The organism is Micromonospora sp. NPDC047465 (assembly GCF_040643125.1).
Lineage (GTDB): Bacteria > Actinomycetota > Actinomycetes > Mycobacteriales > Micromonosporaceae > Micromonospora.
The window spans coordinates 20,633-44,683 of the sequence record NZ_JBEYTP010000048.1; the positions used below are offsets into that span (position 1 = coordinate 20,633).

21 protein-coding genes are annotated in these 24,051 nt (G+C 73.3%); 12 read left to right on the forward strand and 9 right to left on the reverse strand.

All coding sequences use genetic code 11. From position 1 onward, the window contains the following. Positions 1–2: 2 nt before the first annotated feature. Complete coding sequence (locus ABZ793_RS29695; protein ID WP_357462994.1) at positions 3–971, reverse strand: DUF1702 family protein; 969 nt, start codon at positions 969–971, stop codon at positions 3–5. Positions 972–1,270: 299 nt separating this feature from the next. On the opposite strand from ABZ793_RS29695, the gene ABZ793_RS29700 reads away from it, so the two are divergent. The 3 genes from ABZ793_RS29700 to ABZ793_RS29710 all read left to right on the forward strand — a co-directional run bounded on the left by ABZ793_RS29700 (position 1,271) and on the right by ABZ793_RS29710 (position 4,547). Then, on the forward strand, positions 1,271–2,113 hold the full coding sequence (locus tag ABZ793_RS29700) for an AraC family transcriptional regulator (RefSeq protein WP_357463051.1): 843 nt from the start codon (positions 1,271–1,273) through the stop codon (positions 2,111–2,113). A 118-nt stretch (positions 2,114–2,231) separates the two neighbouring features. Then, a complete protein-coding gene (locus ABZ793_RS29705) occupies positions 2,232–3,551 on the forward strand; it encodes a nucleotide sugar dehydrogenase (RefSeq protein ID WP_357463054.1) in 1,320 nt (439 codons plus the stop codon). 6 nt (positions 3,552–3,557) lie between these two features. Further along, the gene (locus tag ABZ793_RS29710) at positions 3,558–4,547 is read left to right on the forward strand and encodes an NAD-dependent epimerase/dehydratase family protein (protein ID WP_357462997.1); all 990 of its coding nucleotides are present in this window, start codon (positions 3,558–3,560) and stop codon (positions 4,545–4,547) included. Positions 4,548–4,815: 268 nt separating this feature from the next. Here ABZ793_RS29710 and ABZ793_RS29715 read toward each other — a convergent pair whose 3' ends face one another. Further along, positions 4,816–5,553, reverse strand: coding sequence for a class I SAM-dependent methyltransferase (locus ABZ793_RS29715; RefSeq protein ID WP_357463000.1), 738 nt, complete (start codon positions 5,551–5,553; stop codon positions 4,816–4,818). 111 nt (positions 5,554–5,664) lie between these two features. Here ABZ793_RS29715 and ABZ793_RS29720 point away from each other — a divergent pair, with 111 nt between their 5' ends. Then, positions 5,665–6,051 (forward strand): metalloregulator ArsR/SmtB family transcription factor, encoded by a 387-nt coding sequence (locus ABZ793_RS29720; protein WP_357463003.1) that lies wholly within the window; start codon positions 5,665–5,667, stop codon positions 6,049–6,051. Between the two features lie 213 nt (positions 6,052–6,264). Here ABZ793_RS29720 and ABZ793_RS29725 read toward each other — a convergent pair whose 3' ends face one another. Next, positions 6,265–7,452 carry a glycosyltransferase gene (locus ABZ793_RS29725; RefSeq protein ID WP_357463006.1) on the reverse strand — a complete coding sequence of 396 codons (1,188 nt, stop codon included), beginning with the start codon at positions 7,450–7,452 and terminating at the stop codon, positions 6,265–6,267. Positions 7,453–7,656: 204 nt separating this feature from the next. On the opposite strand from ABZ793_RS29725, the gene ABZ793_RS29730 reads away from it, so the two are divergent. From ABZ793_RS29730 to ABZ793_RS29740, 3 genes are all read left to right on the forward strand, one after another. After that, positions 7,657–8,430 (forward strand): class I SAM-dependent methyltransferase, encoded by a 774-nt coding sequence (locus ABZ793_RS29730; protein WP_357463008.1) that lies wholly within the window; start codon positions 7,657–7,659, stop codon positions 8,428–8,430. Between the two features lie 178 nt (positions 8,431–8,608). Then, the gene (locus ABZ793_RS29735) at positions 8,609–9,154 is read left to right on the forward strand and encodes an SRPBCC family protein (RefSeq protein ID WP_357463010.1); all 546 of its coding nucleotides are present in this window, start codon (positions 8,609–8,611) and stop codon (positions 9,152–9,154) included. Positions 9,155–9,162: 8 nt separating this feature from the next. Continuing rightward, on the forward strand, positions 9,163–9,711 hold the full coding sequence (locus ABZ793_RS29740) for an SRPBCC family protein (RefSeq protein WP_357463013.1): 549 nt from the start codon (positions 9,163–9,165) through the stop codon (positions 9,709–9,711). A 328-nt stretch (positions 9,712–10,039) separates the two neighbouring features. On the opposite strand, the gene ABZ793_RS29745 is transcribed toward ABZ793_RS29740, so the two are convergent. The 4 genes from ABZ793_RS29745 to ABZ793_RS29760 form a co-directional block, all read right to left on the reverse strand. Next, complete coding sequence (locus tag ABZ793_RS29745; RefSeq protein ID WP_357463016.1) at positions 10,040–10,882, reverse strand: ABC transporter permease; 843 nt, start codon at positions 10,880–10,882, stop codon at positions 10,040–10,042. Beyond that, positions 10,879–11,865 carry an ATP-binding cassette domain-containing protein gene (locus tag ABZ793_RS29750; RefSeq protein WP_357463019.1) on the reverse strand — a complete coding sequence of 329 codons (987 nt, stop codon included), beginning with the start codon at positions 11,863–11,865 and terminating at the stop codon, positions 10,879–10,881. The genes ABZ793_RS29745 and ABZ793_RS29750 overlap by 4 nt, the downstream gene beginning before the upstream one ends. Before the next feature lie 116 nt (positions 11,866–11,981). Then, a complete protein-coding gene (locus ABZ793_RS29755) occupies positions 11,982–13,691 on the reverse strand; it encodes an ABC transporter substrate-binding protein (RefSeq protein WP_357463022.1) in 1,710 nt (569 codons plus the stop codon). A 23-nt stretch (positions 13,692–13,714) separates the two neighbouring features. Next, positions 13,715–14,713 carry a methyltransferase gene (locus ABZ793_RS29760; RefSeq protein ID WP_357463025.1) on the reverse strand — a complete coding sequence of 333 codons (999 nt, stop codon included), beginning with the start codon at positions 14,711–14,713 and terminating at the stop codon, positions 13,715–13,717. A gap of 204 nt (positions 14,714–14,917) precedes the next feature. Here ABZ793_RS29760 and ABZ793_RS29765 point away from each other — a divergent pair, with 204 nt between their 5' ends. Genes ABZ793_RS29765 through ABZ793_RS29775 form a run of 3 tightly spaced genes read left to right on the forward strand, consistent with a single transcriptional unit; the run spans position 14,918 to position 19,168 of the window. Next, positions 14,918–16,240, forward strand: coding sequence for an aminotransferase class V-fold PLP-dependent enzyme (locus ABZ793_RS29765; RefSeq protein WP_357463028.1), 1,323 nt, complete (start codon positions 14,918–14,920; stop codon positions 16,238–16,240). A 1-nt stretch (position 16,241) separates the two neighbouring features. Next, positions 16,242–17,924, forward strand: coding sequence for an ABC transporter substrate-binding protein (locus ABZ793_RS29770; RefSeq protein WP_357463031.1), 1,683 nt, complete (start codon positions 16,242–16,244; stop codon positions 17,922–17,924). Between the two features lie 53 nt (positions 17,925–17,977). Then, positions 17,978–19,168: a DUF885 domain-containing protein gene (locus ABZ793_RS29775; protein WP_357463057.1), complete on the forward strand. Its 1,191-nt coding sequence runs from the start codon at positions 17,978–17,980 to the stop codon at positions 19,166–19,168. A 74-nt stretch (positions 19,169–19,242) separates the two neighbouring features. Here ABZ793_RS29775 and ABZ793_RS29780 read toward each other — a convergent pair whose 3' ends face one another. Both ABZ793_RS29780 and ABZ793_RS29785 read right to left on the reverse strand, forming a co-directional pair. Further along, the gene (locus ABZ793_RS29780) at positions 19,243–20,436 is read right to left on the reverse strand and encodes a macrolide family glycosyltransferase (protein ID WP_357463034.1); all 1,194 of its coding nucleotides are present in this window, start codon (positions 20,434–20,436) and stop codon (positions 19,243–19,245) included. Between the two features lie 50 nt (positions 20,437–20,486). Then, a complete protein-coding gene (locus ABZ793_RS29785; protein ID WP_357463037.1) occupies positions 20,487–21,479 on the reverse strand; it encodes an aldo/keto reductase in 993 nt (330 codons plus the stop codon). A 197-nt stretch (positions 21,480–21,676) separates the two neighbouring features. Here ABZ793_RS29785 and ABZ793_RS29790 point away from each other — a divergent pair, with 197 nt between their 5' ends. Together ABZ793_RS29790 and ABZ793_RS29795 are read left to right on the forward strand one after the other, a co-directional pair. Continuing rightward, complete coding sequence (locus ABZ793_RS29790) at positions 21,677–22,807, forward strand: DegT/DnrJ/EryC1/StrS family aminotransferase (protein WP_357463040.1); 1,131 nt, start codon at positions 21,677–21,679, stop codon at positions 22,805–22,807. Between the two features lie 34 nt (positions 22,808–22,841). Further along, positions 22,842–23,978: a nucleotide disphospho-sugar-binding domain-containing protein gene (locus ABZ793_RS29795; protein WP_357463042.1), complete on the forward strand. Its 1,137-nt coding sequence runs from the start codon at positions 22,842–22,844 to the stop codon at positions 23,976–23,978. Positions 23,979–24,051: the final 73 nt, after the last annotated feature.

A 24,051-nucleotide genomic window follows, 5' to 3' on the forward strand; every position in this document is an offset into this window, starting at 1 on the left:
GGTCAGCACCTCCCCAGCGTCACGAACTGCTTGGCGATCCGCTGCCGCCACACCAGGTAGGCCGGCTCCGGCCCGTCCCGGTCGAGGTCGGCCAGCGCGGCCTGGGTGACCGCCGCCGCCTCGGCCGGTGGCGCGCCGCAGAAGACGTCGGTGGCGACTGCGGTGTGCGCGGTGGTCAGTCCGGCGCGCTCCCGGGCCTCCGCCGCGAAGGCGCTGCCCTGGGCCATCGCCGGGGCGTACGCGCCGCTGCGCTCGCGCAGCCGCCGCAGGTCCTCGGGTGGTGCCCCGCCGGCGTACGTGGCGGCCAGCGCCACCCCGCTGTACAGGTCCTCGTGCCGGTCCGGCGGGAACCCGTCGACCGTGTCGGCGATCCGGTCGGTGTCGCCGCCCTCGACGAACCACAGCGCGCGCCCGATGCCCTGGTCCACGACGCGCCCGGTCCACCGCCCGATCGGGTCGCCGGGCCAGGGCAGCACCTCGTCGCGCCGGTGCGACCGCACGTACCGCCGGGTGTGGAAGTACGCCTGGTGGAATCCGTAGCCGTCGAGGGCGAGCCAGCCCAGCAGCCGGTCGGCGGGTTGGATGGCGTGCCGACGCCAGCGGGGCAGGCGGGCCATCGCCCAGCCCACCCCGACATGGACCATGTAGACGTGCCGGGCGGCCGGCCCGGCCAGGAAGCGGGCGACGCGGCGGCCACCGGTCAGCCCGTCCAGGACGGCGAGGCCCATCGCCGCACCCTCGTACGCGAACCCGCGCAGCTCCGGCTCGACGGTCTCCAGCGCCACGGCCGCCTCGTCCGGGCCGCGGGCGCCGACGGCGTGCCCGTAGCCGGTGAGGAAGTGGGCGCCGATCGACTCGAGCCGCTCACGGGTCGGCTCGTCCCGGGCGCGGAAGCCCCGGGTCGCGAAGGTGGTCTGGGCCATCCCCGGCGTCAGGACGTATTGACGAATGGTTCGCCAATTGGCGGGCATGCCGCACTCCTCCCGCAGGTGGGACGCGGTGAAATCAGACGACAGTTGACGAAATGGTTCGTCGAAATCCAGCTCCGAGGGAGCCCCGGATCGCCGTACCGCTACGGACCCATGTTTCACGGCGTTCATCGGATCCACTTCTCCCAACTTGCTCGGCTGACCCGCCAATGGCGCCCCCAGCCGGTTGCCGAGGCGTTCAAGAAATCGTCAAGGAGGACTACGCAGACTCCTCTGCGGTGCCCGATCCACTGCCACAGGGAGCTGATGTGAAATCGACGTCTGGCGTTGCCCGGAGCACGATGGAGCAGTCCCGGGAGGCGGCTGCGGCGCGGGCCATCGACTACATGCGCCGGCATCTGTCGGAGCCGCTGCAGCTGGCCGACCTGGCCCGGGTGGTTCCCTTCAGCCCGTTCCACTTCCACCGGCTGTTCCGTGACGTGACCACGATGACCCCGGCCCGCTTCCTCGCCGCGCTGCGGATGGCGGAGGCCCGCCGGATGCTGCTGCACTCCGGCCTGACGGTGACCGCGATCAGCGGCCACGTCGGCTACACGAGCGCGGGGACCTTCACCACCCAGTTCTCCCGGCTGGTCGGCACGTCGCCGGGGCACTTCCGGCAGATGTCCCGGCTGCTGGCCGGCCGGCCCTGCCACGTCCTGGCGGGCTGGCTGCGCAACGCCGTCACGGAGGCCACCCGGCCCCGGATGGTGCTGCACGTGCCCGACAGCGAGCCCGGCGACCTGGTGCTGGTCGGCCTGCGGGCTGACGGGGAGGCCGCGGACGCGCCGACCGCGTGGGCGGTGGCGCCCGACGGCGCGCAGGTCCCGGTGGTGGCGCGCCCGGGCACGTACCAGGCCCGGGTCGTGCTGGTCCGGGGCGACAGCACGCTGACCCGGGCCCTGGTGGACGAGGAGCCCACCAGCCACCTGGTCGGCACCGCCGAGCTGGTGCTGCCCCAGGACGGCTGCGCGGCCGCCCCGGTCGCCACCGCGCCGCCGCGGCCGACCGACCCGCCGGCGCTGGCCCTCGGCCCGGTGTGCCGGCTCGTCGAGACCTTCACGCGGCTGTCCGGCCCGGTGGGCCGGTCGGGCCCGGCCTGGTCGGCCGGCCGCACCGCGCTGGCCGCGGCGGCCATCGCGTGACCCGGCGGCACGGGCACGCGCGCGTGCCGGCGACAGGACCACGAGGTCGTGACCAGGAAGGCGGTGCCGGGCCATCATGCCGTTCCTTCCCGACCCGGGCGGACCGTCCCCGCTGAGGGTGGTCATCGCCGGTGCCGGCTACGTCGGCACCTGTCTCGCCGTCACCCTCGCCGGCCGCGGCGCCGAGGTGGTCGCCGTCGACAGCGACCCGGGCACCGTCGCGGACCTGCGGGCGGGCCGCTGCCGGCTGCCCGAACCCGGCCTGGCCGGCGCCGTCCGGGACCTCGCCGCCACCGGACGGCTGACGGCCAGCACGTCGTACGACCCGGTCGGTGCGGCGGACGTGGTGATCGTGACGGTCGGCACCCCGACCGACGCCGGCCACGAGATGGTCACCGACCAGCTCGTGGCGGCGTGCGAGCAGATCGCCCCGCGGCTGCGCGCCGGGCAACTGGTGATCCTCAAGTCGACGGTCTCCCCCGGCACCACCCGGACCCTCGTCGCACCCCTGCTGGAGAGCGGCGGGCTGGTGCACGAACGTGACTTCGGGCTGGCCTTCTGCCCGGAGCGACTCGCCGAGGGGGTGGCGCTGGCGCAGGTGCGGACGCTGCCGGTGGTGGTGGGCGGGTGCGGCCCGCACAGCGCCGCCGCGGCCGAACGGTTCTGGCGGTCCGCGCTCGGCGTCGACGTCCGGCAGGTGCCGTCGGCCGAGGCGGCCGAGGTGGTCAAGCTCGCGACCAACTGGTGGATCGACGCGAACGTGGCGATCGCCAACGAGCTCGCCCGGTACTGCGCGGTGCTGGGGGTGGACGTCCTCGACGTCATCGGCGCGGCGAACACCCTGCCCAAGGGCAGCAGCATGGTGAACCTGCTGCTGCCGGGGGTGGGTGTCGGCGGCTCCTGCCTGACGAAGGACCCGTGGATGGCGTGGCGGGACGGCCGGGACCGCGGCGTGCCCCTGCGCACGGTCGAGACCGCGCGCGCGGTCAACGACGACATGCCCCGGCACACCGCCGCCGTCATCGCCGACGAGCTGGTCAAGCTGGGGCGGGACCGGTCCGACACGACGATCGCCGTGCTCGGTGCGGCGTTCAAGAACGACACCGGGGACGTCCGCAACACTCCGGTGCGCGGGGTCGTGGCGGCGCTGCGCGACAGCGGCTTCCGGGTCCGGATCTTCGACCCGCTGGCCGACCCCGCCGAGATCGTCGCCCGGTTCGGCACCGCACCGGCGGCGAGCCTGGACGAGGCGGTGAGCGGGGCGGGCTGCCTGGCCTTCCTCGCCGGGCACCGCCAGTTCCACGAGCTCGACTTCGGCGCCCTGGCGGAGCGGGTGGACGAGCCCTGCCTGGTCTTCGACGGCCGCATGCACCTCTCGCCGGCGCGCATCCGCGAGCTGCACCGGTTCGGCTTCGCCTACCGCGGCGTTGGAAGGTGAGGAACAGTGCCCAGATCCCTGGTCACCGGCGGCTTCGGCTTCGTCGGCAGTCACGTCGTGGAACGGCTGGTCCGCCGGGGTGACGAGGTCGTCGTCTACGACCTCGCCGACCCGCCGCCCGACCTGGAGCACCCGCCGGGCGCGATCCGGCACGTCCGCGGCGACGTCCGGGACGCCGACGGGCTGGCGGCTGCCGCCACCGGGGTGGACGAGGTCTACCACCTCGCGGCGGTCGTCGGCGTCGACCGGTACCTCAGCCGGCCGCTGGACGTGGTCGAGATCAACGTGGACGGCACCCGGAACGCGTTGCGCGCCGCGCTGCGCACCGGCGCCCGGGTCGTGGTGTCCAGCACGAGCGAGGTGTACGGGCGTAATCCGCGGGTGCCGTGGCGGGAGGACGACGACCGGGTGCTCGGCAGCACGGCGACGGACCGGTGGTCGTACTCGACGAGCAAGGCGGCGGCCGAGCACCTGGCGTTCGCGTTCCACCGGCAGGAGGGCCTGCCGGTGACGGTCCTGCGATACTTCAACGTCTACGGCCCGCGCCAGCGCCCGGCCTACGTGCTGAGCCGCACCGTCGCCCGCCTGCTGCGGGGCGTTCCGCCCGTGGTGTACGACGACGGCCGCCAGACGCGGTGCTTCACCTGGATCGACGAGGCGGCCGAGGCGACCCTGCTGGCCGCCGCCCACCCGCGCGCCGTCGGCGAGTGTTTCAACATCGGCAGCAGCGTGGAGACCACCGTCGCCGAGGCGATCCGGCTGGCCGGCACGGTGGCCGGGGTGCCGGTGGCAGCCCAGACCGCGGACACCGGAGCCGGGCTCGGCGCCCGCTACCAGGACATCCCCCGCCGGGTTCCGGACTGCGGCAAGGCCGCCGCGCTGCTGGACTGGCGGGCCCGCGTGCCGTTGGTGACCGGCCTGCGCCGGACCGTCGAGTGGGCCCGCCGCAACCCGTGGTGGACCGCGCAGGCCGACGACGGACTGGTCGTCAGGTAGGCCGGGCCGGTGCGTCGGCCGTCACCGCCGGCGGGTGGCGGTCGGGGTCGGTCCGGCCAGGCACGGAAATGAACCGGGAAATATTCCGACGAATACGTGAACGGCTCACGAGATCGCCGACGACCGTCCGGTTCCAGCATTTTCGACAAACTGACGAATAGATCGTTGCGAACAGGAGACTGCCACGGCCGTCATGCCGCAGCCAGCGTCCCGTCGGCAATGCGATTGGCTCGTAAAGATCGACCGTCGAGCCGCTCGACCCGGGCGGTCAGCCCTTTGACGAGGTGGCGGAGCCGCCGGTGCGCGTCGCCACGAAAAGGCCCCGGCCGGTCAACCAGCCCTCGACATACGTGGACTCGCAGCCGGCCGCCGCGAACGCCGAGTCGTACTCCTCGCGGGTGAACATGGTGAGCAGGCCGACCTGGCTGAACTCCCGGATCCCGGCGGCGTCGCCGACGAGCCAGCGCTCCTCCATCCGGGTCACCCGCCCCTGCCGGGTGGACCGCGACACCCGCGCCACCGTGCGGCCCTCCTCGCGCACCAGGTCGCCGCCGACGTACCCGTCGATGAACCGCTCCGGGAACCACCACGGCTCGAGCACCAGCATGCCGCCCGGTGCCAGGTGGGTCGACATCGTGGCCACGGCGGCCCGCATCTCGGCCACCGTGCCGAGGAAGTTGACCGCGGTGAACAGGCAGGTCACCGCGTCGAACGTGACGCCGAGGTCGAACGCCCGCATGTCCCCGGCGTGCAGGCGCACCCCGGGCAGCCGGTGTCGGGCGAGCGCCAGCATCGCCGGGGCCAGTTCGAGCCCCTCCACGTGGGGGAAGCGGGCGGCGAAGGTCTCGAGGTGCGCACCCGTGCCGCAGCCGACGTCGAGCAGCCGGACGGCGTCGGGGCGGGCGGCCAGGATCCTGTCGGCCACGTCCGTCGCCTCGTCGTGCCAGCTCTTGCCGCGGGCGCGGTAGGCGGCCTCGTACACCTCGGCGTGCTCCGGTCCGAACATCTCTCCCCCTCGCGACGCGGCCGCCCGGTCCGTCAGTCGCCCGGGCGGTACCGACGGCCCGACCGGTCGAACCTGCGGCTTCTATAACCCCGGTCTGATATTGTCGTACCCGTGCACGCGTTCGACATCCTGGGCGATCCCGTCCGCCGGCGCATCATCGAGCTGCTGGCGGACGGCGAACTGTCGGCCGGCGAGGTCGGTGCGGTCGTGCAGCGCGAGTTCGGCATCTCCCAGCCCGGTGTCTCCCAGCACCTGCGGGTGCTGCGCGAGAACGGCTTCGCCACCGTCCGCCCGCAGGGCACCCGGCGGCTCTACGCGGTCGACCCCGCCCCTCTCCAGGAGCTCGACCGGTGGCTGGAGCGCTACCGGCGCTTCTGGAACCAGCGCCTCGACGCCCTGGGCACGGAGATCGCGCGCGGTCGCGCGCGGTCGACCGAGGACCGCACCGGCCGGTCGGCCGGGCGCCGGCCGCGCCCCCGGGCCGCCGACGAGGACTGAGCGGTACGGGTGGCCGCGCGCGGCGCGGCCGGGGCACGGGCGAAGGACCGCGAGGGGACACACCCGTCGGCGTGCCGCCAGCGCGCCGGCCATCCGCCCTGGGGACGCGATGAGCCGAGGCGAGGGGCCCCGGGGTCACCCGCGCCGCCGTCACCGCCCCTGGTGGGCGCCGACCGGGGCCGACGGGTGTCGGCCCCGGCGGCGGGCCAGCGGTCAGCCGGCGCTCCGGGCGGCGAAGTCCGGCAGCAGGCGGACGACCTCGTCGGGACCCGGCATGGCGGCGATCTCGGCCGCCACGGCCCGAGCCCCCTTCCGGTAACTCTCGTCGGTCAGCAGGCGCTTCGCGGCGCTCGCCACCGTGTCGGGGCTGATGTCGTCGGTCAGCAGGTGGTCGCCGGCGCCGGCCTGCGCCACCGCCTGGGCGTTGGCGAACGAGTCCCCCGCCCACGGGAAGGACAGCTGCGGCACCCCGACGCCGAAGGCGCCGAGAGTGGTGCCGCTGCCTCCGTGGTGCACCACCAGGTCGACGTGGGGCAGCAGGGCCGCCTGCGGCACCCACGACTCCAGCCGCACGTTGGCCGGCACGTCGCCCAGGCCGCTGACATCGAGGGACGGGCCGCTGGCGACCAGGACGTCGGCGTCGAGGCCGGCAAGCCCGTCGATCGCCGCCCGCAGCACCTCGACGGTGCCGCCGCTGGCCGTGCCGAGCGTCAGGTAGACCAGTGGGCGGGCGGTGTCGCGCGAGGACACCCAGGCCGGGAGGTCGCCCTGCCCGGTGAAGGGCACCGGGCGCAGCTCGTGGCGGCGCGGACGGGCCCGGAAGTCCGGCTCCTGCAGCGACGGCGGGAAGATGTCGATGAAGGGGTTGCCGAAGCCGTCGATGCGCCCGGCCGGCAGGTCGACGCCGAGCCGCTGGGCCAACCCGTGCACCTCCTGCTCGATGGAGCGGGTCAGCTCGTCCGGCGTGTCGCGGCCGACGCCGTGGCAGACGGCCGGGATGCCCGCCTTGCGGGCGGCCAGACCAGCGGCGTAGTTGCTGATCCCCTGCACCACGAGGTCGGGACGCACCCGGTCGATCACCGGCTGGAGCTCGTCGAAGATGCGTTGCGGGATGACGCGCCCGAAGACGATCTGCGGCAGCTCGCTGAGCTGCTCGGGGGTCAGCCCTTCGGGGCTGTCCGTGTCGAAGCGGATCCGCAGCGCCGCCAGGAAACCGTCGAAGACAGGCATCCCCGTGGCGACCGGGTCGAAGCCCAGCTTCCGCAGGGTGCCCGCGAAGGCCTCGCCGGTGGCGAAGGTGACTTCGTGGCCCGCCGCACGGGCCGCCGTGGCCAGTGGCAGCAGGGGATAGGTGTGGCCATGGGTTCCGAGACTGGAGAACAACACGCGCACCGCGATCACTCGCCTTTCCGGAGCTGAGAGGAGGCGACCTTGCACTTCAGTCATATGTAGCACGCGGGATGTCGCCTCAGGATGGTCCACCTTGCTGAGCTGGCGACCGAGCACACTGGTAACCGGATCCGCACGGGCCGACCTTGTTGTGTGGACAACACCCCCTCTACTACGCTTGAAACTATAAAGTGATCTAGGTAGTGGAGGCTGCGGATGGACAGCGGCGACAGCCAGGGCCTGCGTGCGTTCGTGCACGACTCACCGGAGGAGACGGAGACCACCCAGCGCCTGACGAAGCTCTTGACCAACTCCCCCATCCCGACGGAGGAACTGGTCAACAACCTCCCCCTGTTCCTGCGCCGCCACCAGATGACCGACCTGCTCTCCATGGACGCGCTCTACCGTGAGGTCCTCGACGTCCCGGGCGTGATCATGGAATTCGGCGTCCGGTTCGGCCGCCACCTCGCCACCTTCGCCGCCCTGCGCGGTGTCTACGAGCCCTACAACCCGCTGCGGCGCATCGTCGGCTTCGACACCTTCACCGGCTTCCCCGACGTCAACGACGTCGACCGCGTCGGCCCGACGGCGTACGAGGGCCGCTTCGCCGTGCCCGGCGGCTATCCGGCGTACCTGAAGGAGGTGCTGGACGCGCACGAGTGCAGCGACTTCTTCGGCCACGTGACGCGGCGCAGCGTGCTCGTCGAGGGGGACGTCCGGGAGACGGTGCCGCGCTACCTCGCGGAGAACCCGCAGACCGTCATCGCGCTGGCGTACTTCGACCTCGACCTCTACGAGCCGACGAAGGCCGTGCTGGAGGCGATCCGGCCCTACCTCACCAAGGGCAGCATCGTCGCCTTCGACGAGCTCGACAATCCGAAGTGGCCCGGTGAGAACATCGCGATGCGGGAGGTGCTCGGGCTGGACCACGCCCCGCTGCGCCTGCTGCCGGGCCGCCCGGCGCCCGCGTACCTGCGGTGGGGCGACTGACCGGCGACACCTGCCGAGGGGCCCGGGACGGCGACACCCGGCGGGAACCGCGGCGCTCGCGCGCGATTGACCGGACTACGTATAAACTATAACTTACGTTCGTGCCGACTTATGGAGGAGGATGGGCGGACCCCGTCTGACCCGCCCATCCGCCGCGCAGCGACAGTGAGGACGAGACATGACTCAGGAGAAGACCGCACCGGCCGCGAAGAGCACGACCACCAAGAGCACCGCCGCGAAGAAGCCGAAGCCCCCGAACTACGACCCGTTCGTCCGGCACAGCGTCACTGTCAAGGCCGACCGCAAGACCGCCTTCACGACGTTCCTCGAAGGCTTCCCCGAGTGGTGGCCGAACAACTTCCGCACCACGAAGGTCGGGGCCCCGCTGGGCGTCGACAAGAAGGGCGGTCGCTGGTACGAGATCGACGAGCAGGGCGAGGAGCACACCTTCGGCCTGATCCGGAAGGTGGACTCCCCGGACACGCTGGTCATCGGCTGGCGGCTCAACGGCTTCGGCCGGATCGACCCGGACAACGCGAGCGAGTTCACCGTGACCTTCGTGGCCGACGGCCAGAAGAAGACCCGGGTGGACGTCGAGCACACCCACTTCGACCGGATGGGCACCAAGCACGCCAAGCGGGTCCGCAACGGCATGGACAAGGGCTGGCCGACGATCCTCCAGTCGTTCCAGAACAAGATCGACGAGGAAGGGGCGAAGAAGTGAACGGCCCGGTGGCATCAGGTCAGGCGACGGAGCGGGCCCTCGGCCGGCGCACCATCCCGGCCGGCGAGGCCCGCAGCATCATCATCCGGCAGCGGTACGACGCGCCCGTCGACGAGGTCTGGAGCGCCTGCACCGACCCGAACCGCATCAACCGCTGGTTCATCGAGCCCAAGGGCGACCTCCGCGAGGGCGGCAACTTCGCCCTGCAGGGCAACGCCAGCGGCGACATCCTGCGCTGTGAGCCGCCGCGGCGGCTCACCATCAGCTGGGTGTACGAGGGCAAGCCGGACAGCGAGGTGGAGCTGCGACTCAGCGAGGAGGGCGACGGCACCCTGCTGGAACTCGAGCACGCGACGACCTCGGAGCAGATGCTCGTGGAGGTCGGCATCGGCTGGGAGATGGCCCTCGACTTCCTCGGCATGTTCATCCGGGGCGAGCTGCCGGGCGGCCCGGTCCCGGAGGACGCGGCCGAGGAGTTCGAGCCGAGCCCCGAGATGATGCGGATCTCGCAGGAGCGCGGCGAGGCCTGGGCCGCGCTGATCCACTCCCGCTCGTAGCCGGGGCGGGAGCTGCTCGACCGACCACGACGCGGCCCCGGACGGACGTGAGTCCGTCCGGGGCCGTCGTCTGTCCGCCGGCCCGTAACGGCTCCCCGGACGGCGCAAAGGCCAGGGAACGGCCCGCCCGGCGCCCGGGGCACCGACCGCCCGGACGGACCCGTCGTGGTCGCCGGCCGGTAACGGCTTCCCGGACGGCGCCGATGCCTGGGAAGGGGCCGCCTCCGCCCGGCCGGTTGCGCACGGCGGAGCCCAACGGGACACGCCGCGACGGCCCCGGGCGCCTGCCGGGAGAGGCAGGGGGCACCGGGGCCGTCGGGGAGGGGTGTCAGCGCTGCTTGCGGCTGTAGAGCCAGATGGTGGGCGGGGCGAGCACCGCGACGAGGATGACGCAGGCCAGCAGGCCGGCGCCCATCTCGCCCGAGGTCACCGTGCCGTGCATCAGCCCCCGGGTGGCGGTCGCGGCGTGGGTGACCGGGTTCAGCTTCACCACCGCCTCCAGCCAACCCGGCATCGTCTGCGACGGGGCCAGGATGTTGCTGCCGAAGAGCAGCACGAACTGCAGGAGGTTGACCACACCGGCGGCGGCGGCCGGCTGCGGGATCAGCACCGCGAACAGCATCCACAGCCAGTTGACGCTGAAGGTGAACAGTTGCAGGTAGAGCAGGGCGAGCACCACGCCGGACAGGCCGCCCTCCGCCCGGAAGCCCAGTAGCAGGCCCACCGACAGCGGCACGACCGACGTCAGGGCGTACCGCACGGCGTCGCCGGCCATGGCCCCGACCAGCACGGCGGGCTGCCAGATGGGCGTGCTGCGAACCCGGTCGAACATGCCGGTCGCGATGTCCCGGTTGAGCGTCAACGCGCTCATCATGCTCGACGACACCAGCGACAGGACGATCACGCCAGGGAGGAAGAACTGCAGGTATTCCCGGGGCGACCCGGCGATCGCGCCACCGAGCAGGTAGGTGAAGACCAGCGTCAGGACGATCGGGAAGACCACCGCGGTGCCCAGGTGGTCGTGCACGTAGCGGAGCTTGATCAGATTCCGCCAGGCGAACGTGCGGACGGCGAACAGCGCGCCGGGACGTGGTGGCCGTTCCGCGCCGGCCACCGACCGGCTGAAGATCTCGGCCGGCAGCGGCCGCACCTCCGTGCTGGGTGTCGTCATGCCCGTACCTCTGCTTCCTCTTCTTCGCTGGCGTCGAGCGTCGAGTGACCGGTGAGGGCGAGGAACACCGTGTCCAGCGAGGGCTGGCCGAGCGTGAAGTCGTCGACATGGATGCCGGCCCGCGCCAGCTCGCCCAGGGCCAGCGCCGCCCGGTCGGGATCGGTCACCCGCACGGACAGCCGCGCCGGATCGGCGTCGAGGTCGACGGAGGCGCCGACGGCCCCGGCGAGCAGGGTGCCCGCGTCGGCCCGGCGCTCGGGGTCACGCAGCCGGACCTCGAGCACGCCGGCGGCGCGGCTCGCCTTCAGCTCCGGCGGCGTGCCCTGGGCCACGATGCGGCCGTGGTCGATGAGCGTCAGCTCGTCGGCGAGGTGGTCCGCCTCGTCGAGGTACTGCGTGGTCAGCAGGACGGTGCCCCCCTCCCGGACCAACCCCCGGATCATCTCCCAGACCTCGCTGCGGCTGCGCGGGTCGAGGCCGGTGGTCGGCTCGTCGAGGAACAGCAGCTCGGGGGCGACCACCATGCTCGCGGCCACGTCGATGCGCCGCCGCTGCCCGCCGGAGAAGGTGCTCACCAGCCGGTTGCCGACCTCGCTGAGGTCGAACGCCTCCATCAGCTGCTCCGCCCGCGCGGCCGCGGACGCGTGTCTGAGGCCCTGCAGGCGGCCGGCGAGGATCAGGTTCTGCATGCCGGTCAGGTCCTCGTCGAGGGACATGGTCTGGCCGGTGAGGCCGATGCGGCGCCGGACCTCGGCGGCCTCGCGGACCACGTCGTGCCCGAGCACGGACGCGGTGCCGGAGGTCGGTCGCATCAGCGTGGCGAGCACCTTGATGGCCGTCGTCTTACCGGCCCCGTTCGGGCCCAGCACCCCGTGGATCGTCCCGGCGCGCACCACCAGGTCCAGTCCGTCGACCGCGCGCGTCTGCCCGAAGACCTTTACCAGCTCGCGGGTCTCGATGGCCAAGGCCGGATTGGTAGTCATGCTCACTCCTGTCGCGTCACAGGCGAACTCGGGCAGCTGGATCACGAAGTCCCGTCGAGGCAAAACTACAAGAGCCGCTTATATCAGTCAAGGCTGCTATTAGTCGCGGGCCGAATTCAGTCGGGCGGGTCCAGCCAGAGGTTCGCCGCGTCGTACCAGCGGTCCACGTGCGGCAGCGGGATCGCGCCCCGCACCCGGGAACTGGTCAGGTGCGCGATGGTCGGCTCGCAGGCCAGGATCGGCACGATCGCCACGTCCTGGAGCACCTGCCGGTCGACCCGGTGCCACAACTCCTCCGCCTCGGCCTCCGTCCGGGCGGACAGCGCGCGGTCGATCAGGTCGTCGACGACCGGGTTGTGGTAGCCGCCGTAGTTGGCGGTGCCGGCGGCGGTGTTGGACTGGAACATGGGCTGGACGTACGACCGCCCGTTGTTGCCGAACCAGTCCGGCATCCAGGCGGCCGGGGTGATGTCCCACTCCCCCGCCGCCGCGCGGGCCGGGTCCTGGAGGATGCGGTAGTACTCGTCGGTCTGGTCGATCTCCACCAGCCGGACGTCGACGCCGCCCGCGCCCAGGTCCTCGGCGATCGCCTTGGCCACCTGGCCGTGCACCGCGTCGATCCGGTAGATCATGGTGAGCCGCAGCCCGTCGGGGTACCCGGCCTCGGCGAGCAGTTCCCGGCAGCGGGCCCGGTCGCCCCGGTCCCCGGGCGTCGGGTACGGGTCGTACTCGCGGTGGCCGAAGTTGCCCGGCGGGATGGCCGTGTGCGCGGGCCGGGTCACCGTGCCGATGTCCATGTCGTCGAAGAACCGGACCAGCCGCGCCTTGTCCACGGCGTACGCGATCGCCAGCCGGACGCCCCGCTTGCGCAGCGCCCCCCGCTCGTGGGGGCTGTGCAGGTTGAACGCCAGGTAGGGGTTCAGGGCCCAGCCGAGGTTCCGGTCGGCGTCGGTGGCGCGCCGGCGGGGGCTGCCCACGGCGGCGCCCCACGACAGGTCGGCCGCCCCGCTCTCGATCTCGGCGCGGACCCGCTCGTCGCTCACCCTCGCCATCCGGACCTCGATGCGGTCCACGTAGCGGCGGCGGATCGGGTCGGCGTCGGCCCGCCAGGCGGGGTTGTGGTCCATGGTCAGGTGGCTGCCCCGGGCATAGCTGGTGATGCGGTACGGCCCGTTGGAGCGGACCAGCCGCGCGAAGTCCGGACCGTCCGGGACGAGGTCGTCGAACTCCCGCGGGGCGGCGGAGGCGAACGGCATCGCCAGCAGGTTGAGCATGTCGTTGGCGGGGCGCAGCAGCTCGATCACCAGGGTCCGGTCGTCCTTGGCCCACAGGCCGCGGATCTCGTGGCTGTTCTGGTAGTCGGCCAACTCGGCGGCGGTGGGCGTACGACCGGCGAAGCGCGCGCGGTAGCCCTCGGCGAACTCCGCCATGCCGGCGACGGTGCTCGTGTAGTAGGCGATGGCGCCGGCCCCGGCGACCGGGTTGGCCATCCGCTTGAAGCCGCGCACGAAGTCCCCGGCGGTCACCGGCCGGGGCGGGTCGGTGTCCCACCGGACCCCGTCGCGCAGGCGGATCGTGTACGTGCGGCCGTCCTCGCTGAGCCCGCCGTTGTCCACCGTGGGCAGTTCGGCGGCCACGTCGGGAACCGGCACCAGCGCGGCGGCGTCCTCGGTGGTCGGGTAGCTGAACAGTTGCCGGGCGAAGAGCCGGATGACCTGGTGGGAGAAGGCGTAGTAGGCGGCGGCGGGGTCCAGGTGGTCGAGGCCACCGGGCCCGTAGTAGCGCAGCGTGCCGCCGTGGCGAGGCTGGTGGTCGTGGTCCGGCACGGGTCTGCCGCCCCTTCCCTGGGTCAGGCCGGCACGCCGACCGCGACGGACATGACCGACGAGGTGCCGACGACCCGGTCCAGGCGCAGCCCGGCCGCGGTGAACAGCGGTTCCAGCTCGGCGGCGGTGCGTTCCTGGCCGGTGCGCGCGGCGAGCATCATGAAGTCCATCTCCTTGCTCTGGTGCGCGTCGTTGCCCTCGGGGACGACCGCGTCGATCACGAGCACCCGGCCGTGCGCGGGCATGACCCGGCGGCAGTTCGTCAGGATCCGGACGCTGTCCTCGTCGCCCCAGTTGTGCAGGATGCGCTTGAGCACGTGCACGTCGGCGTGGGGCACCTCGCGGAGGAAGTCGCCCTCGACCACCTTCCAGCGCCCCGCCACGTCCGGGGCGTCCAGCCGGTGCCGGGCGACCACCTCCGCGCGGTCCAGCAGCACGCCCTGCAGGCCGGGGTGCTCGCGCAGGACGGTGAGCAGGAAGCCGCCCCGACCGCCGCCGACGTCCGCCACGGTGCCGGTGGCGGGGAAGTCGCCGACGCGGGCGAGGATGAGGTGTTCCGCCGCGCTGACCGTCTCCATGCCCTCGTAGTAGAGCGCCTCGACCTCGGCGTCGCCGTCGAAGTAGGCGTCCAGCGAGCTGCCGAAGATGTCGGCGAAGGCGGGCCGTTCCGGCCCCAGCGCGCTCGCCACCCGGTGGCTCATCGTCCAGAACATCGTGTCGGTGAACATCAGGATGCCGGCCCGCGCCGGCACCGGCGAGTCCGACCGCAGCGCCGCGCCCTTGTCGGTGAGCGCGAACCGGCCGTCGGATTCGCGGACCACGTCGCGGACCGCCAGCAGGCGCAGCACCCGCCGGAGCGCGTCCGCGTCGGTGCCCGTCGCGGCGGCGAGCTCGGCGGGCGTACGGGGGCCGTCGACCAGGTGGTCGGCGACGCCGATGGTGGCGGCGGCCCGCAGGGCCGCCGCGTAGGTGTAGCCCATCGCCTCCTCGTAGAGGGCCAGCGCCGACTGCAACCTGTCCATGTCCCCTCCGGCCCGTGATGGCGGACTCTGCCGCTGCACTGCGTCGAATGCTATACCTGAGTCAAGTGCCTGTCAGGTGCCGCGAGGGCCAGGAGCGCAACTTGCGCGATAGTCCTGACCATATCCGCTTGAGAAAGTGATTGCAGTTCCCGGCCCGGAACGCCGCCGAGCTCCGGGCCCGCCGTCGGCTACGAAGGGATCACCGTGAGCCGTACCGTGGAGTCCCCTGGCCCGGCCACCGTGTCGGCGTCACCGGCGCAGAGTCCGCTGCGCACCGCGTCCTGGGCCCGCATCCGCGAGCTGTTCGCCCTGGACCCGACGACCGTGCACCTCAACACGGGGACGGTCGGCGCGATGCCGTACGAGGTGCTGGACACCGTGGACCGGGTGACCCGGCAGTGGACCGGCGGCCTGCTCGACGTCTACCGCCCGGCGATGTTCACCGAGTACCGGGACGCCATCGCCAGGACGTTCGGCGTGGACGGGGACGAGATCGTGATCTGCCACAACGCCACCGAGGGGGTCGCCCGGGTCATCCACGGCCTCGACCTGCGCGAGGGCGACGAGGTGGTGACGACCACGCACGAGTGCTACTCCGTGCTGTCCAACTTCAACCTGCTGCGCAACCGGTTCGGGGTGGTGCTCAAGACCGTCACCCCGCCGTCCGGCCACGAGGTGCGCGCGGAGGAGATCGTCGAGCTGGTCGAAGCCGCGATCACGCCCCGGACGAAGGTGCTCTCGTTCGCCGCGATCACCCTCTTCACCGGGACGATGTTCCCGATCCGGCGGCTGTGCGAGCTTGCGCACCGGCACGGGCTGACCACCGTCATCGACGGCGCGCTGATCCCCGGCATGCTCGACATCGACCTGCGCGCGACCGGGGCGGACTTCATCACCTGCTCCGGGTCGAAGTTCCAGTGCGGCCCGCTGGGCACCGGCCTGATCTACGTCCGCAACAAGGTCGTCGCCGAGCACAACCCGCTGCCGCTGCCCACGTTCTGGCCGCTCATCTCGACCTGGTACCCGATGATGGGCAGCCCGCCGCCGCGGACCAGCACCGCCGTGGAGAGCTACAACATGGGCGACTTCCTGCAGAGCGCCGGCAGCGCCAACCTGGCGCGGGGCGCCGCCCTGGCCCGGGCCTTCGAGCTGTGGGACGACATCGGCCGCGACCGCATCGAGGCGTACATCATGGACCTCGCCGAGTACGCCCGCGGCCGGCTCATCGACGCGTTCGGCGCCGAGGCGATGTACTCCCCCGGCGCCGACCCGCGGCTGCGCTCGCCGCTGCTCGCGTTCAACCCTTTCCGGCGGCCCGAGGACGCCTGGAATATCAAGAAGTTCATCGGCTTCGTCAAGCGCCTGGAGACCGAGCACCGGATCTGGACCCGCTGGACGGAGTTCGACGTGCCCGGCTCACCGCACCAGCACTACGCGGCGCGCATCACCACCCACCTGTTCAACAACCGGCAAGAGATCGACCACACCGTACGGACGATGGTCCGCCTCGCCGAGGAGATGTCCTGAAGTGACGCAGGCGCGCAGTGCACCGACGACGAACGACACCCGGCGGTGGGGCACCCTGCGGCTGCTCGGGCCGGCCGCCGTCCACCAGGCGGACCCGGCGGCCGCCTGGTCGCCGGCCGAGCGCCAGTTGCTGCGGCTGTGCACCCGGCAGCTGATCAGCTACCGCCCGGAACCCGACCCGGGCGACTGGCGCGCCCTCGCGCCGGTCGCCGACCTGGCCGCCGACGTCCCGTCGACCTACAACGCCGGCCTGGGCGCCAGCCACCGCAGCTACGTGGTGCACCTGCGCCCCGGGGTGCTCTGGGACACGCCGACCCCCCGCCCGGTGACGGCGCACGACGTCGTACGCGGCTTCAAACGGCTGGCCAACCCGCTCACCCGGCACCCCGCGCTGGCGTACTTCCGGGGCACCCTGCGGGGCATGGGCCGGTACTGCGACGAGTACGCCGCGGCGGTCGCCGGCCGCCCGGTCACCGCCGCGCTGCTCGCCGGCTTCCAGGACGCCCACGACATCCCCGGGGTGTTCGCGGTCGACGACGAGACGGTGGTCTTCGAGCTGGACCGCCCGGCGCTGGACTTCGTCGACATGCTGGCCCAGAGCGGCGCCTCCCCGGCGCCGGCGGAGTACGACGCCCACCTGCCGGGCAGCGTCGACCTGCACGAGCACCTGGTCGCCAACGGCCCGTACCGCGTCGTGTCGTGGCGCCCGGGGGGCACGATCCGGCTGGAGCCGAACCCGGCGTGGCGCGCGGAGACCGACCCGATCCGCCAGCAGCGGTTCGACGCCGTCGAGTTCCGCGTCGCCGCGGGCGGACCGAGTGAACTGACCGACCGGCTCGCCGCCGACGACGCCGACCTGCCGTGGGGCGTGCCGAGCGGCCCGGTGCCCGGTCAGCGGCTCGACCCGTGCCTGGTGTTCAACCTGCGCGACCCCGCCAACCCGGCCGTCGCCGACGCCGCGGTGCGCCGGGTCGTCGCCGGGGCGGTCGACCGGGCGGCGCTGGTGCGCATCGCCCGGGCCGCCGACCCGTGGTCCGAGGTCCGCGCCGCGCACACCGTCGTGCCCCCCGGCAACGACGGACACCGGCAGCCCGACCCGCTCGCCGACCCGACCCCCGACGCCGACGCGGACCCGCGCGAGCGGCTCGCCGCCGCGGGGCACCCGGACGGGCTCACCCTGACCGCGGTGCATCCCGACACGGCCGAGGACCTGGCGCTGGCCCGGTCGTGGGCGGCCGACCTCGGCGCCGCCGGCATCGACGTACGCCTGGTCGCGCTCGACGACGCCAACCACCGGGCCCTGCTCGCCGGCACGGGCGACGCGCCCGCCCTCCGGTGGGACCTGGCGGTGGCCGTGTTCACCGCGCCCTGGGCCTACGGCAACGCCCGGGTGTTCCTGCAACCGCTGGTCGGCGAGGGGCCCGGCAATCCCGGCGGCTACCGCGACGCCCGGGTCGACGGGCTGGTCGAGCGCGCGCTGGACGCCGCCGACCCGCGCGAGGCAATCGCGCGGTGGCAGGAGGTGGAACGGCTGCTGCTCGCCGACGCCGCGGTCGTACCCCTGCTGTTCCGGCGGGCCACGGACGCCGCGCCGCGTGGGCCCCGGGTGCGGCGCGCGACCGCCCTGCCGGCGCTCGCCGGCCTGCCCGACCTCGCCGACGTGCGGCTCGGGGTGGACCGGTGACCGGTGCCGCCGCCGACGCGGTGGTCGCCGACTACCTCGCGCTCGGGCTGCGGATGGGCCGGCTCGTCGAGGGCTACGTCGACTGCTGGTTCGGTGACCCGGCCCTCGCCGAGCGGGTCGCCGCGGAGCCGGCGCCGGACCCGGCGGAGCTGGCCGGGCAGGCCCGCGACCTGCTGCGCCGCCTGGGCGACGCGGACCTCGACGCGGAGCGGCGGCGGTTCCTCGCCGCGCAACTGACCGCGGTGGAGTGCGCGGCCCGGCGGGCGGCGGGCGAGCAGATCGGCTTCCTGGCCGAGGTGGAGACCTACTTCGACGTCGAGGTGGGGCTGGGCGACCCGGACCGGTACGCCGCCGCCCACGACGCCATCGACGCGCTGCTGCCGGGCACCGGCCCGCTGATGGACAAGGTCGAGGCGTTCTACGCCCGCAACGTGGTGCCGCCGGAGCGGCTGGGCCACGCCGTGCGGGCCGTCGCCGACGCGCTGCGCGCCCGCGCCCGGCCGCTGCTCGGCCTGCCCGACGCCGAGCGGGTCGACATCGAGGTGGTACGCGACCGGCCGTGGAACGCGTTCAACCGGTACCACGGCGGCTTCCGCTCGACGGTGACGCTGAACGAGACGGCGGGGCGGACCATCGCCGTACTGCCGCTGATGGCCACCCACGAGGCATACCCGGGCCATCACACCGAGCACTGCCTCAAGGAGGCCGGCCTGGTGCTCGCCCGGGGCTGGGACGAGCACCGGATCGCCCTGGTCAACACCCCGCAGTGCCTGGTGGCGGAGGGCACGGCCGAACACGCGGCGGCGGCGCTGCTCGGGCCCGGCTGGGGACGGTGGACCACCGAGGTGCTGGCCGACGAGGGGGTGCCCGTCGAGGGCGAACTCGTCGAGCGGATGGTGGGGCTCGTCAACGAGCTGATGCCGGCCCGGCAGGACGCGGCGATCCTGCTGCACGACCGGGGGGCGTCGATCGACGACGCGGTGGAGCACCTGCACCGGTGGCTGCTGCTGCCGCGCGACCGGGCCGAGCAGATCGCCACCTTCCTGACGGACCCGCTGTGGCGGGCCTACTCGGTGACGTACATCGAGGGGGCCCGGCTGGTCGGCGGGTGGCTCGGCGCCCGGCCGGCCGGCGAGCCGCTCGTCGCGCGGTACCGCACCCTGCTGACCGAGCAGCTACGTCCCGCGCAGCTCCGCGACGGCACCGTCCCCGCGGGCGCGCGTCCGGTGCCCGCCGCCGGCTGAGCGCCCGCGACGCCGACCGCCGCCCCGCCCACCGGGCGGTGCCGTGCGCGGCCGGTGGATGCGCGGGCGGGGTTTCAGCGGGCGCGGGCCAGGTGCGCCTCCACCGCGTCGGCGGCCCGGACCGCGCCGCCGGCCCGGTGGACGTGGCCCCGCATGGCCTCGACCCGGGCGATCAGCGCGGGGTCGGCCGTGACGGCCCCGACGGCGGCGAGCAGCGTGTCGCCGTCGGCCTTCTCTCCGGGCAGCACCGCGCCGAGGCCGAGCTGGTCGACGCGCCGGGCCATCGGCTGCACGTCGAAGGACTGCGGCACGACCACCAGCGGGCGCCCCCAGTACAGCGCCTCCATGAGGGTGCCCATGCCGCCGTGCGTCACGCAGACAGTCGCCTGTTCGAGCACCTTGACGTGCGGGACCCAGCGGTGCGCCTCGACGTTGGGCGGCAGGTCGCCGAGAGCCGCGGGGTCGACCTGGCCGCCCAGCGTCATCACCACGTGCCACGGCTGGCCGTCGAACGCCCGCGCGCAGTCGCGGAAGAAGCCGGGCCGGTCGTTGAAGGTGGTGCCGAGCGACACCAGCACCACCGGCAGGTCGTCGGCCGGGCGGCTCCACTCGCCGAGGAACCGCCGGTCGTCGAAGCACGGCCCGACGAAGACGAAGCGGTCGTCGAAGGTGTCGCCGGCGATCTGGAACGCCTTCGGCACGAAGACCAGGTTGAGCTCCTCCACGTGGTTCCAGCACTCCACGACGGACCGGGAGAGACCGTGCTCGGCCAGCAGGTCCCGCAGGGTGTCGCGGAACACCGGCAGGTCGAGCGGGTCGATCGTGCCGGCCAGGGTGACCATGTCCTGGGAGAACGAGTAGTGCTCGTTCGACGCGAACGCCGCGCTGAGCCGGACGGCCGGCCGCCGCCAGCGGGCGGCCAGCAACTGCCCGGCGATGAACGGGAAGTCGTCGTAGAGAACCAGGTCCGGCACGTCGCCGTCGAGCGCCGCGGCGGTGGCTCGGAGCACCGAGACGTTCTCGCGCAGGTACATCAGGTGGGGGCGGACGCCGAGGTCGTCCGAGCCGAACACCTCGGCGGCGTCCGCGTCGATGATCTCCGACTGGTAGGGGACGACCGTCGCGCCGGCGGCGCGGACCGGCTCGGCGAACCCGCCGGCGGTGACGTAGCTGACCCGGTGCCCGCGCCGGACCAGCTCGGTGACCACGGTGAGGGTGGGCAGGATCAGGCCGTGGCTGGCGACGTTGACGATCAGGAGGTGGGCCATCGTCGACTCCGTCCGTGGTCGGGGTCCCGGGCGCGTCGGCGCGGGTCGGGTCAGGACATCCAGGCGTCCGGGGCGGCGCCGCCCCGGCCGAGTGGCGGGAACAGCTCGTCGAGCCGGGCGAGCTCGGCCACGGACAGCGGCCGGTGCAGGGCCCGCAGGGCGCCGTCCAGGTGTTCGGGGGTACGCGGCCCGACGACCGCGGCGGTCACCGCCGGCCGGTGCAGCACCCAGGCCATGCCGACCTCCGCCGGGTCCCGGCCGGCCTCGGCGCAGAACTTCTCGTACGCGGCGAGGGTCGCGCGGTGGTGCTCGACCGCCTCGGCGGCCCGTCCCTGCGCGGACTTGACCGCGGTGCCGTCGGCCAGCTTCCGCAGCACGCCGCCGAGCAGCCCGCCGTGCAGCGGTGACCAGACGAGCACCCCGATGCCCTCGGCGGCGGCGGCCGGGAGCACCTCCAGTTCGACGTACCGGCTGACCAGGTTGTAGACGCACTGCTCGCTGACCAGCCCGAGCAGCCGGTGCCGGCGCGCGGCCTCCTGGGCGCTCACCAGGTCCCAGCCGGCGAAGTTCGAGGAGCCGACGTAGCGGACCTTGCCCTGCCGGACGAGCTGCTCCATGGCCTGCCAGATCTCGTCCCAGCCGACCTCCCGGTCGACGTGGTGCATCTGGTAGAGGTCGATGGTGTCGGTCTGGAGCCGGCGCAGCGACGCCTCGCAGGCCGCGACGACGTGTCGGGCCGACAGGCCCCGGGCGTTGGGGCCGTCCCCCATCGGGTTGCCGACCTTGGTCGCGAGGACCACCTCGTCCCGGCGGGCCGGGTCCTTGGCGAGCCAGCGCCCGATCATCTCCTCGGTCCAGCCCCGGTGCACCCGCCAGCCGTAGATGTCGGCGGTGTCGACCAGGTTGATCCCCTGCGCGACGGCGTGGTCGAGCAGCCGGTGGGCGTCGGCCTCGTCGACCCGGCCGCCGAAGTTGACGGTCCCGATCGCGACCCGGCTCACCCGCAGGCCGGTGCGCCCGAGCCGGACATGCAGCGACGACACCCCGGACCTCCCGTGCACCCGGTGCCGGACGCGGCGTCCGGCGACCCGTTGAAGATATACATTTCTCAACTCCTTCACCTCGACGGTTGCAAGTTCCGCAATCAGGAAGAACGCCTGGCGGGCGATATCGACAGGGCTCCCTTGACGACCCTCCTAGGGGACTTGAGAATCATGTGGCAACTAGCGAGAGGGGCGTCATGATCCCGCTGTCCAAGGTCGCCATGTCTCCGGACGTCGGCACCCGCGTCTCCGCCGTCCTGAACAGTGGCCGGCTGGAGCACGGGCCGACCGTCGCCGAGTACGAGGCGGCCGTGGGCAGCCGCCTCGGCAACCCCCGGGTGGTCTCGGTCAACTGCGGGACGGCCGGGCTCCACCTGGCCCTGAGCCTCGCCGCGCGGCCGGGGGCCGACGAGCCGGAGCACGACGGCCCGGGCGAGGTGCTCACCACGCCGCTGACCTTCGAGGGCACGAACTGGCCCATCCTCGCCAACGGGCTGCGCATCCGGTGGGTGGACGTCGACCCGGCCACCCTCAACATGGACCTCGACGACCTGGCCGCGAAGATCTCGCCCGCCACCCGGGCCATCGTGGTGGTCCACTGGCTCGGCTACCCGGTGGACCTCAACCGGCTGCGCGCCGTCGTGGACCGGGCCACGGCGGGGTACGACCGCCGCCCGCTGGTCGTCGAGGACTGCGCGCAGGCGTGGGGCGCCACCTACCGGGGCGCGCCGCTGGGCACGCACGGCAACGTCTGCGTGTACAGCACCGGCGCCATCAAGATCCTGACGACCGGCAGCGGCGGCTTCGTCGTGCTGCCCGACGACGACCTGTACGACCGGCTCCGGCTGCGCCGCTGGCTCGGCATCGAGCGGGCGTCGGACCGGATCACCGGCGACTACGACGTCGCCGAGTGGGGCTACCGGTTCATCCTCAACGAGATCGGCGGGGCGATCGGCCTGTCCAACCTGGAACGGGTCGACGAGCTGCTGCGCCGGCACCGGGAGAACGCCGCGTTCTACGACAAGGAACTGGCCGGCCTCGACGGCGTCGAGCAGACCGAGCGCGCCGACGACCGGGAGCCCGCCTTCTGGATGTACCCGCTGAAGGTCCGCGACCGCCCCGCCTTCATGCGCCGGCTGCGCGATGCCGGCATCGCCACCAGCGTCGTGTCACGCCGCAACGACGCGCACAGCTGCGTCGCGTCGGCCCGTACCACCCTGCCCGGGCTCGACCGGGTCGCGGACCGCGTGGTCCACATCCCGGTGGGCTGGTGGCTCACCGAGGACGACCGGTCCCACGTCGTCGAAACGATCAAGTCCGGCTGGTGACCCCCGCCGCAACCCTGAACAGAAGGGCTCCGACATGCGCGTGCTGTTCGTCTCCTCCCCCGGTATCGGCCACCTCTTCCCGCTGATCCAGCTCGCCTGGGGCTTCCGCACGGCCGGCCACGACGTGCTGATCGCGGTCGCCGAGCACGCCGACCGGGCCGCCGCCGCCGGCCTGGAGGTGGTCGACGTGGCGCCCGACTTCAGCGCGGTCAAGGTCTTCGAGCAGGTGGCGAAGGACAACCCGCGCTTCGCCGAGACCGTCGCCACGCGTCCCGCCATCGACCTGGAGGAGTGGGGGGTGCAGATCGCGGCGGTGAACCGCCCGCTGGTCGACGGCACCATCGCCCTGACCGACGACTTCCGGCCCGACCTGGTGGTCTACGAGCAGGGCGCCACCGTCGGGCTGCTGGCCGCCGACCGCGCCGGGGTGCCGGCCGTGCAGCGCAACCAGAGCGCCTGGCGGACCCGGGGCATGCACCGCTCGATCGCCTCCTTCCTCACCGACCTCATGGGCAAGCACCAGGTCAGCCTGCCCGAGCCGGTGGCGACGATCGAGTCGTTCCCGCCGAGCCTGCTGCTGGAGGCGGAGCCCGAGGGCTGGTTCATGCGCTGGGTGCCGTACGGCGGCGGCGCCGTCCTCGGCGACCGGCTGCCGCCGGTGCCGGCCCGGCCCGAGGTGGCGATCACCATGGGCACCATCGAGCTCCAGGCGTTCGGCATCGGCGCCGTGGAGCCCATCATCGCCGCCGCCGGCGAGGTGGACGCCGACTTCGTGCTCGCCCTCGGCGACCTCGACATCAGCCCGCTGGGCACGCTGCCGCGCAACGTCCGGTCGGTCGGCTGGACGCCGCTGCACACCCTGCTGCGTACGTGCACCGCAGTGGTGCACCACGGCGGCGGTGGCACGGTGATGACCGCCATCGACGCCGGCATCCCGCAGCTGCTCGCCCCGGACCCGCGCGACCAGTTCCAGCACACCGCCCGGGAGGCCGTCAGCCGGCGCGGCATCGGCCTGGTCAGCACGTCGGACAAGGTCGACGCGGACCTGCTGCGCCGGCTCGTCGGGGACGAGTCGCTGCGCACCGCGGCCCGGGAGGTACGCGAGGAGATGGTCGCGCTGCCCACGCCCGCGGAGACGGTGCGGCGCATCGTCGAGCGCATCTCGGGTTGAGCCGGTCGCGGGGGCCCGCCCCCCCCCCCCCCCGGGCGCGGGGGGCCGGGCCGCCCCCGGGCGGGGGGGCCCC

Coding starts and splice junctions, on each gene's coding strand:
- ABZ793_RS29695 (WP_357462994.1), bottom strand. CDS start 971: ATGCCCGCCAATTGGCGAACCATTCGTCAATACGTCCTGACGCCGGGG.
- ABZ793_RS29700 (WP_357463051.1), top strand. CDS start 1,271: ATGGAGCAGTCCCGGGAGGCGGCTGCGGCGCGGGCCATCGACTACATG.
- ABZ793_RS29715 (WP_357463000.1), bottom strand. CDS start 5,553: ATGTTCGGACCGGAGCACGCCGAGGTGTACGAGGCCGCCTACCGCGCC.
- ABZ793_RS29730 (WP_357463008.1), top strand. CDS start 7,657: ATGGACAGCGGCGACAGCCAGGGCCTGCGTGCGTTCGTGCACGACTCA.
- ABZ793_RS29735 (WP_357463010.1), top strand. CDS start 8,609: ATGACTCAGGAGAAGACCGCACCGGCCGCGAAGAGCACGACCACCAAG.
- ABZ793_RS29745 (WP_357463016.1), bottom strand. CDS start 10,882: ATGACGACACCCAGCACGGAGGTGCGGCCGCTGCCGGCCGAGATCTTC.
- ABZ793_RS29750 (WP_357463019.1), bottom strand. CDS start 11,865: ATGACTACCAATCCGGCCTTGGCCATCGAGACCCGCGAGCTGGTAAAG.
- ABZ793_RS29760 (WP_357463025.1), bottom strand. CDS start 14,713: ATGGACAGGTTGCAGTCGGCGCTGGCCCTCTACGAGGAGGCGATGGGC.
- ABZ793_RS29775 (WP_357463057.1), top strand. CDS start 17,978: ATGGGCCGGCTCGTCGAGGGCTACGTCGACTGCTGGTTCGGTGACCCG.
- ABZ793_RS29780 (WP_357463034.1), bottom strand. CDS start 20,436: ATGGCCCACCTCCTGATCGTCAACGTCGCCAGCCACGGCCTGATCCTG.
- ABZ793_RS29790 (WP_357463040.1), top strand. CDS start 21,677: ATGATCCCGCTGTCCAAGGTCGCCATGTCTCCGGACGTCGGCACCCGC.
- ABZ793_RS29795 (WP_357463042.1), top strand. CDS start 22,842: ATGCGCGTGCTGTTCGTCTCCTCCCCCGGTATCGGCCACCTCTTCCCG.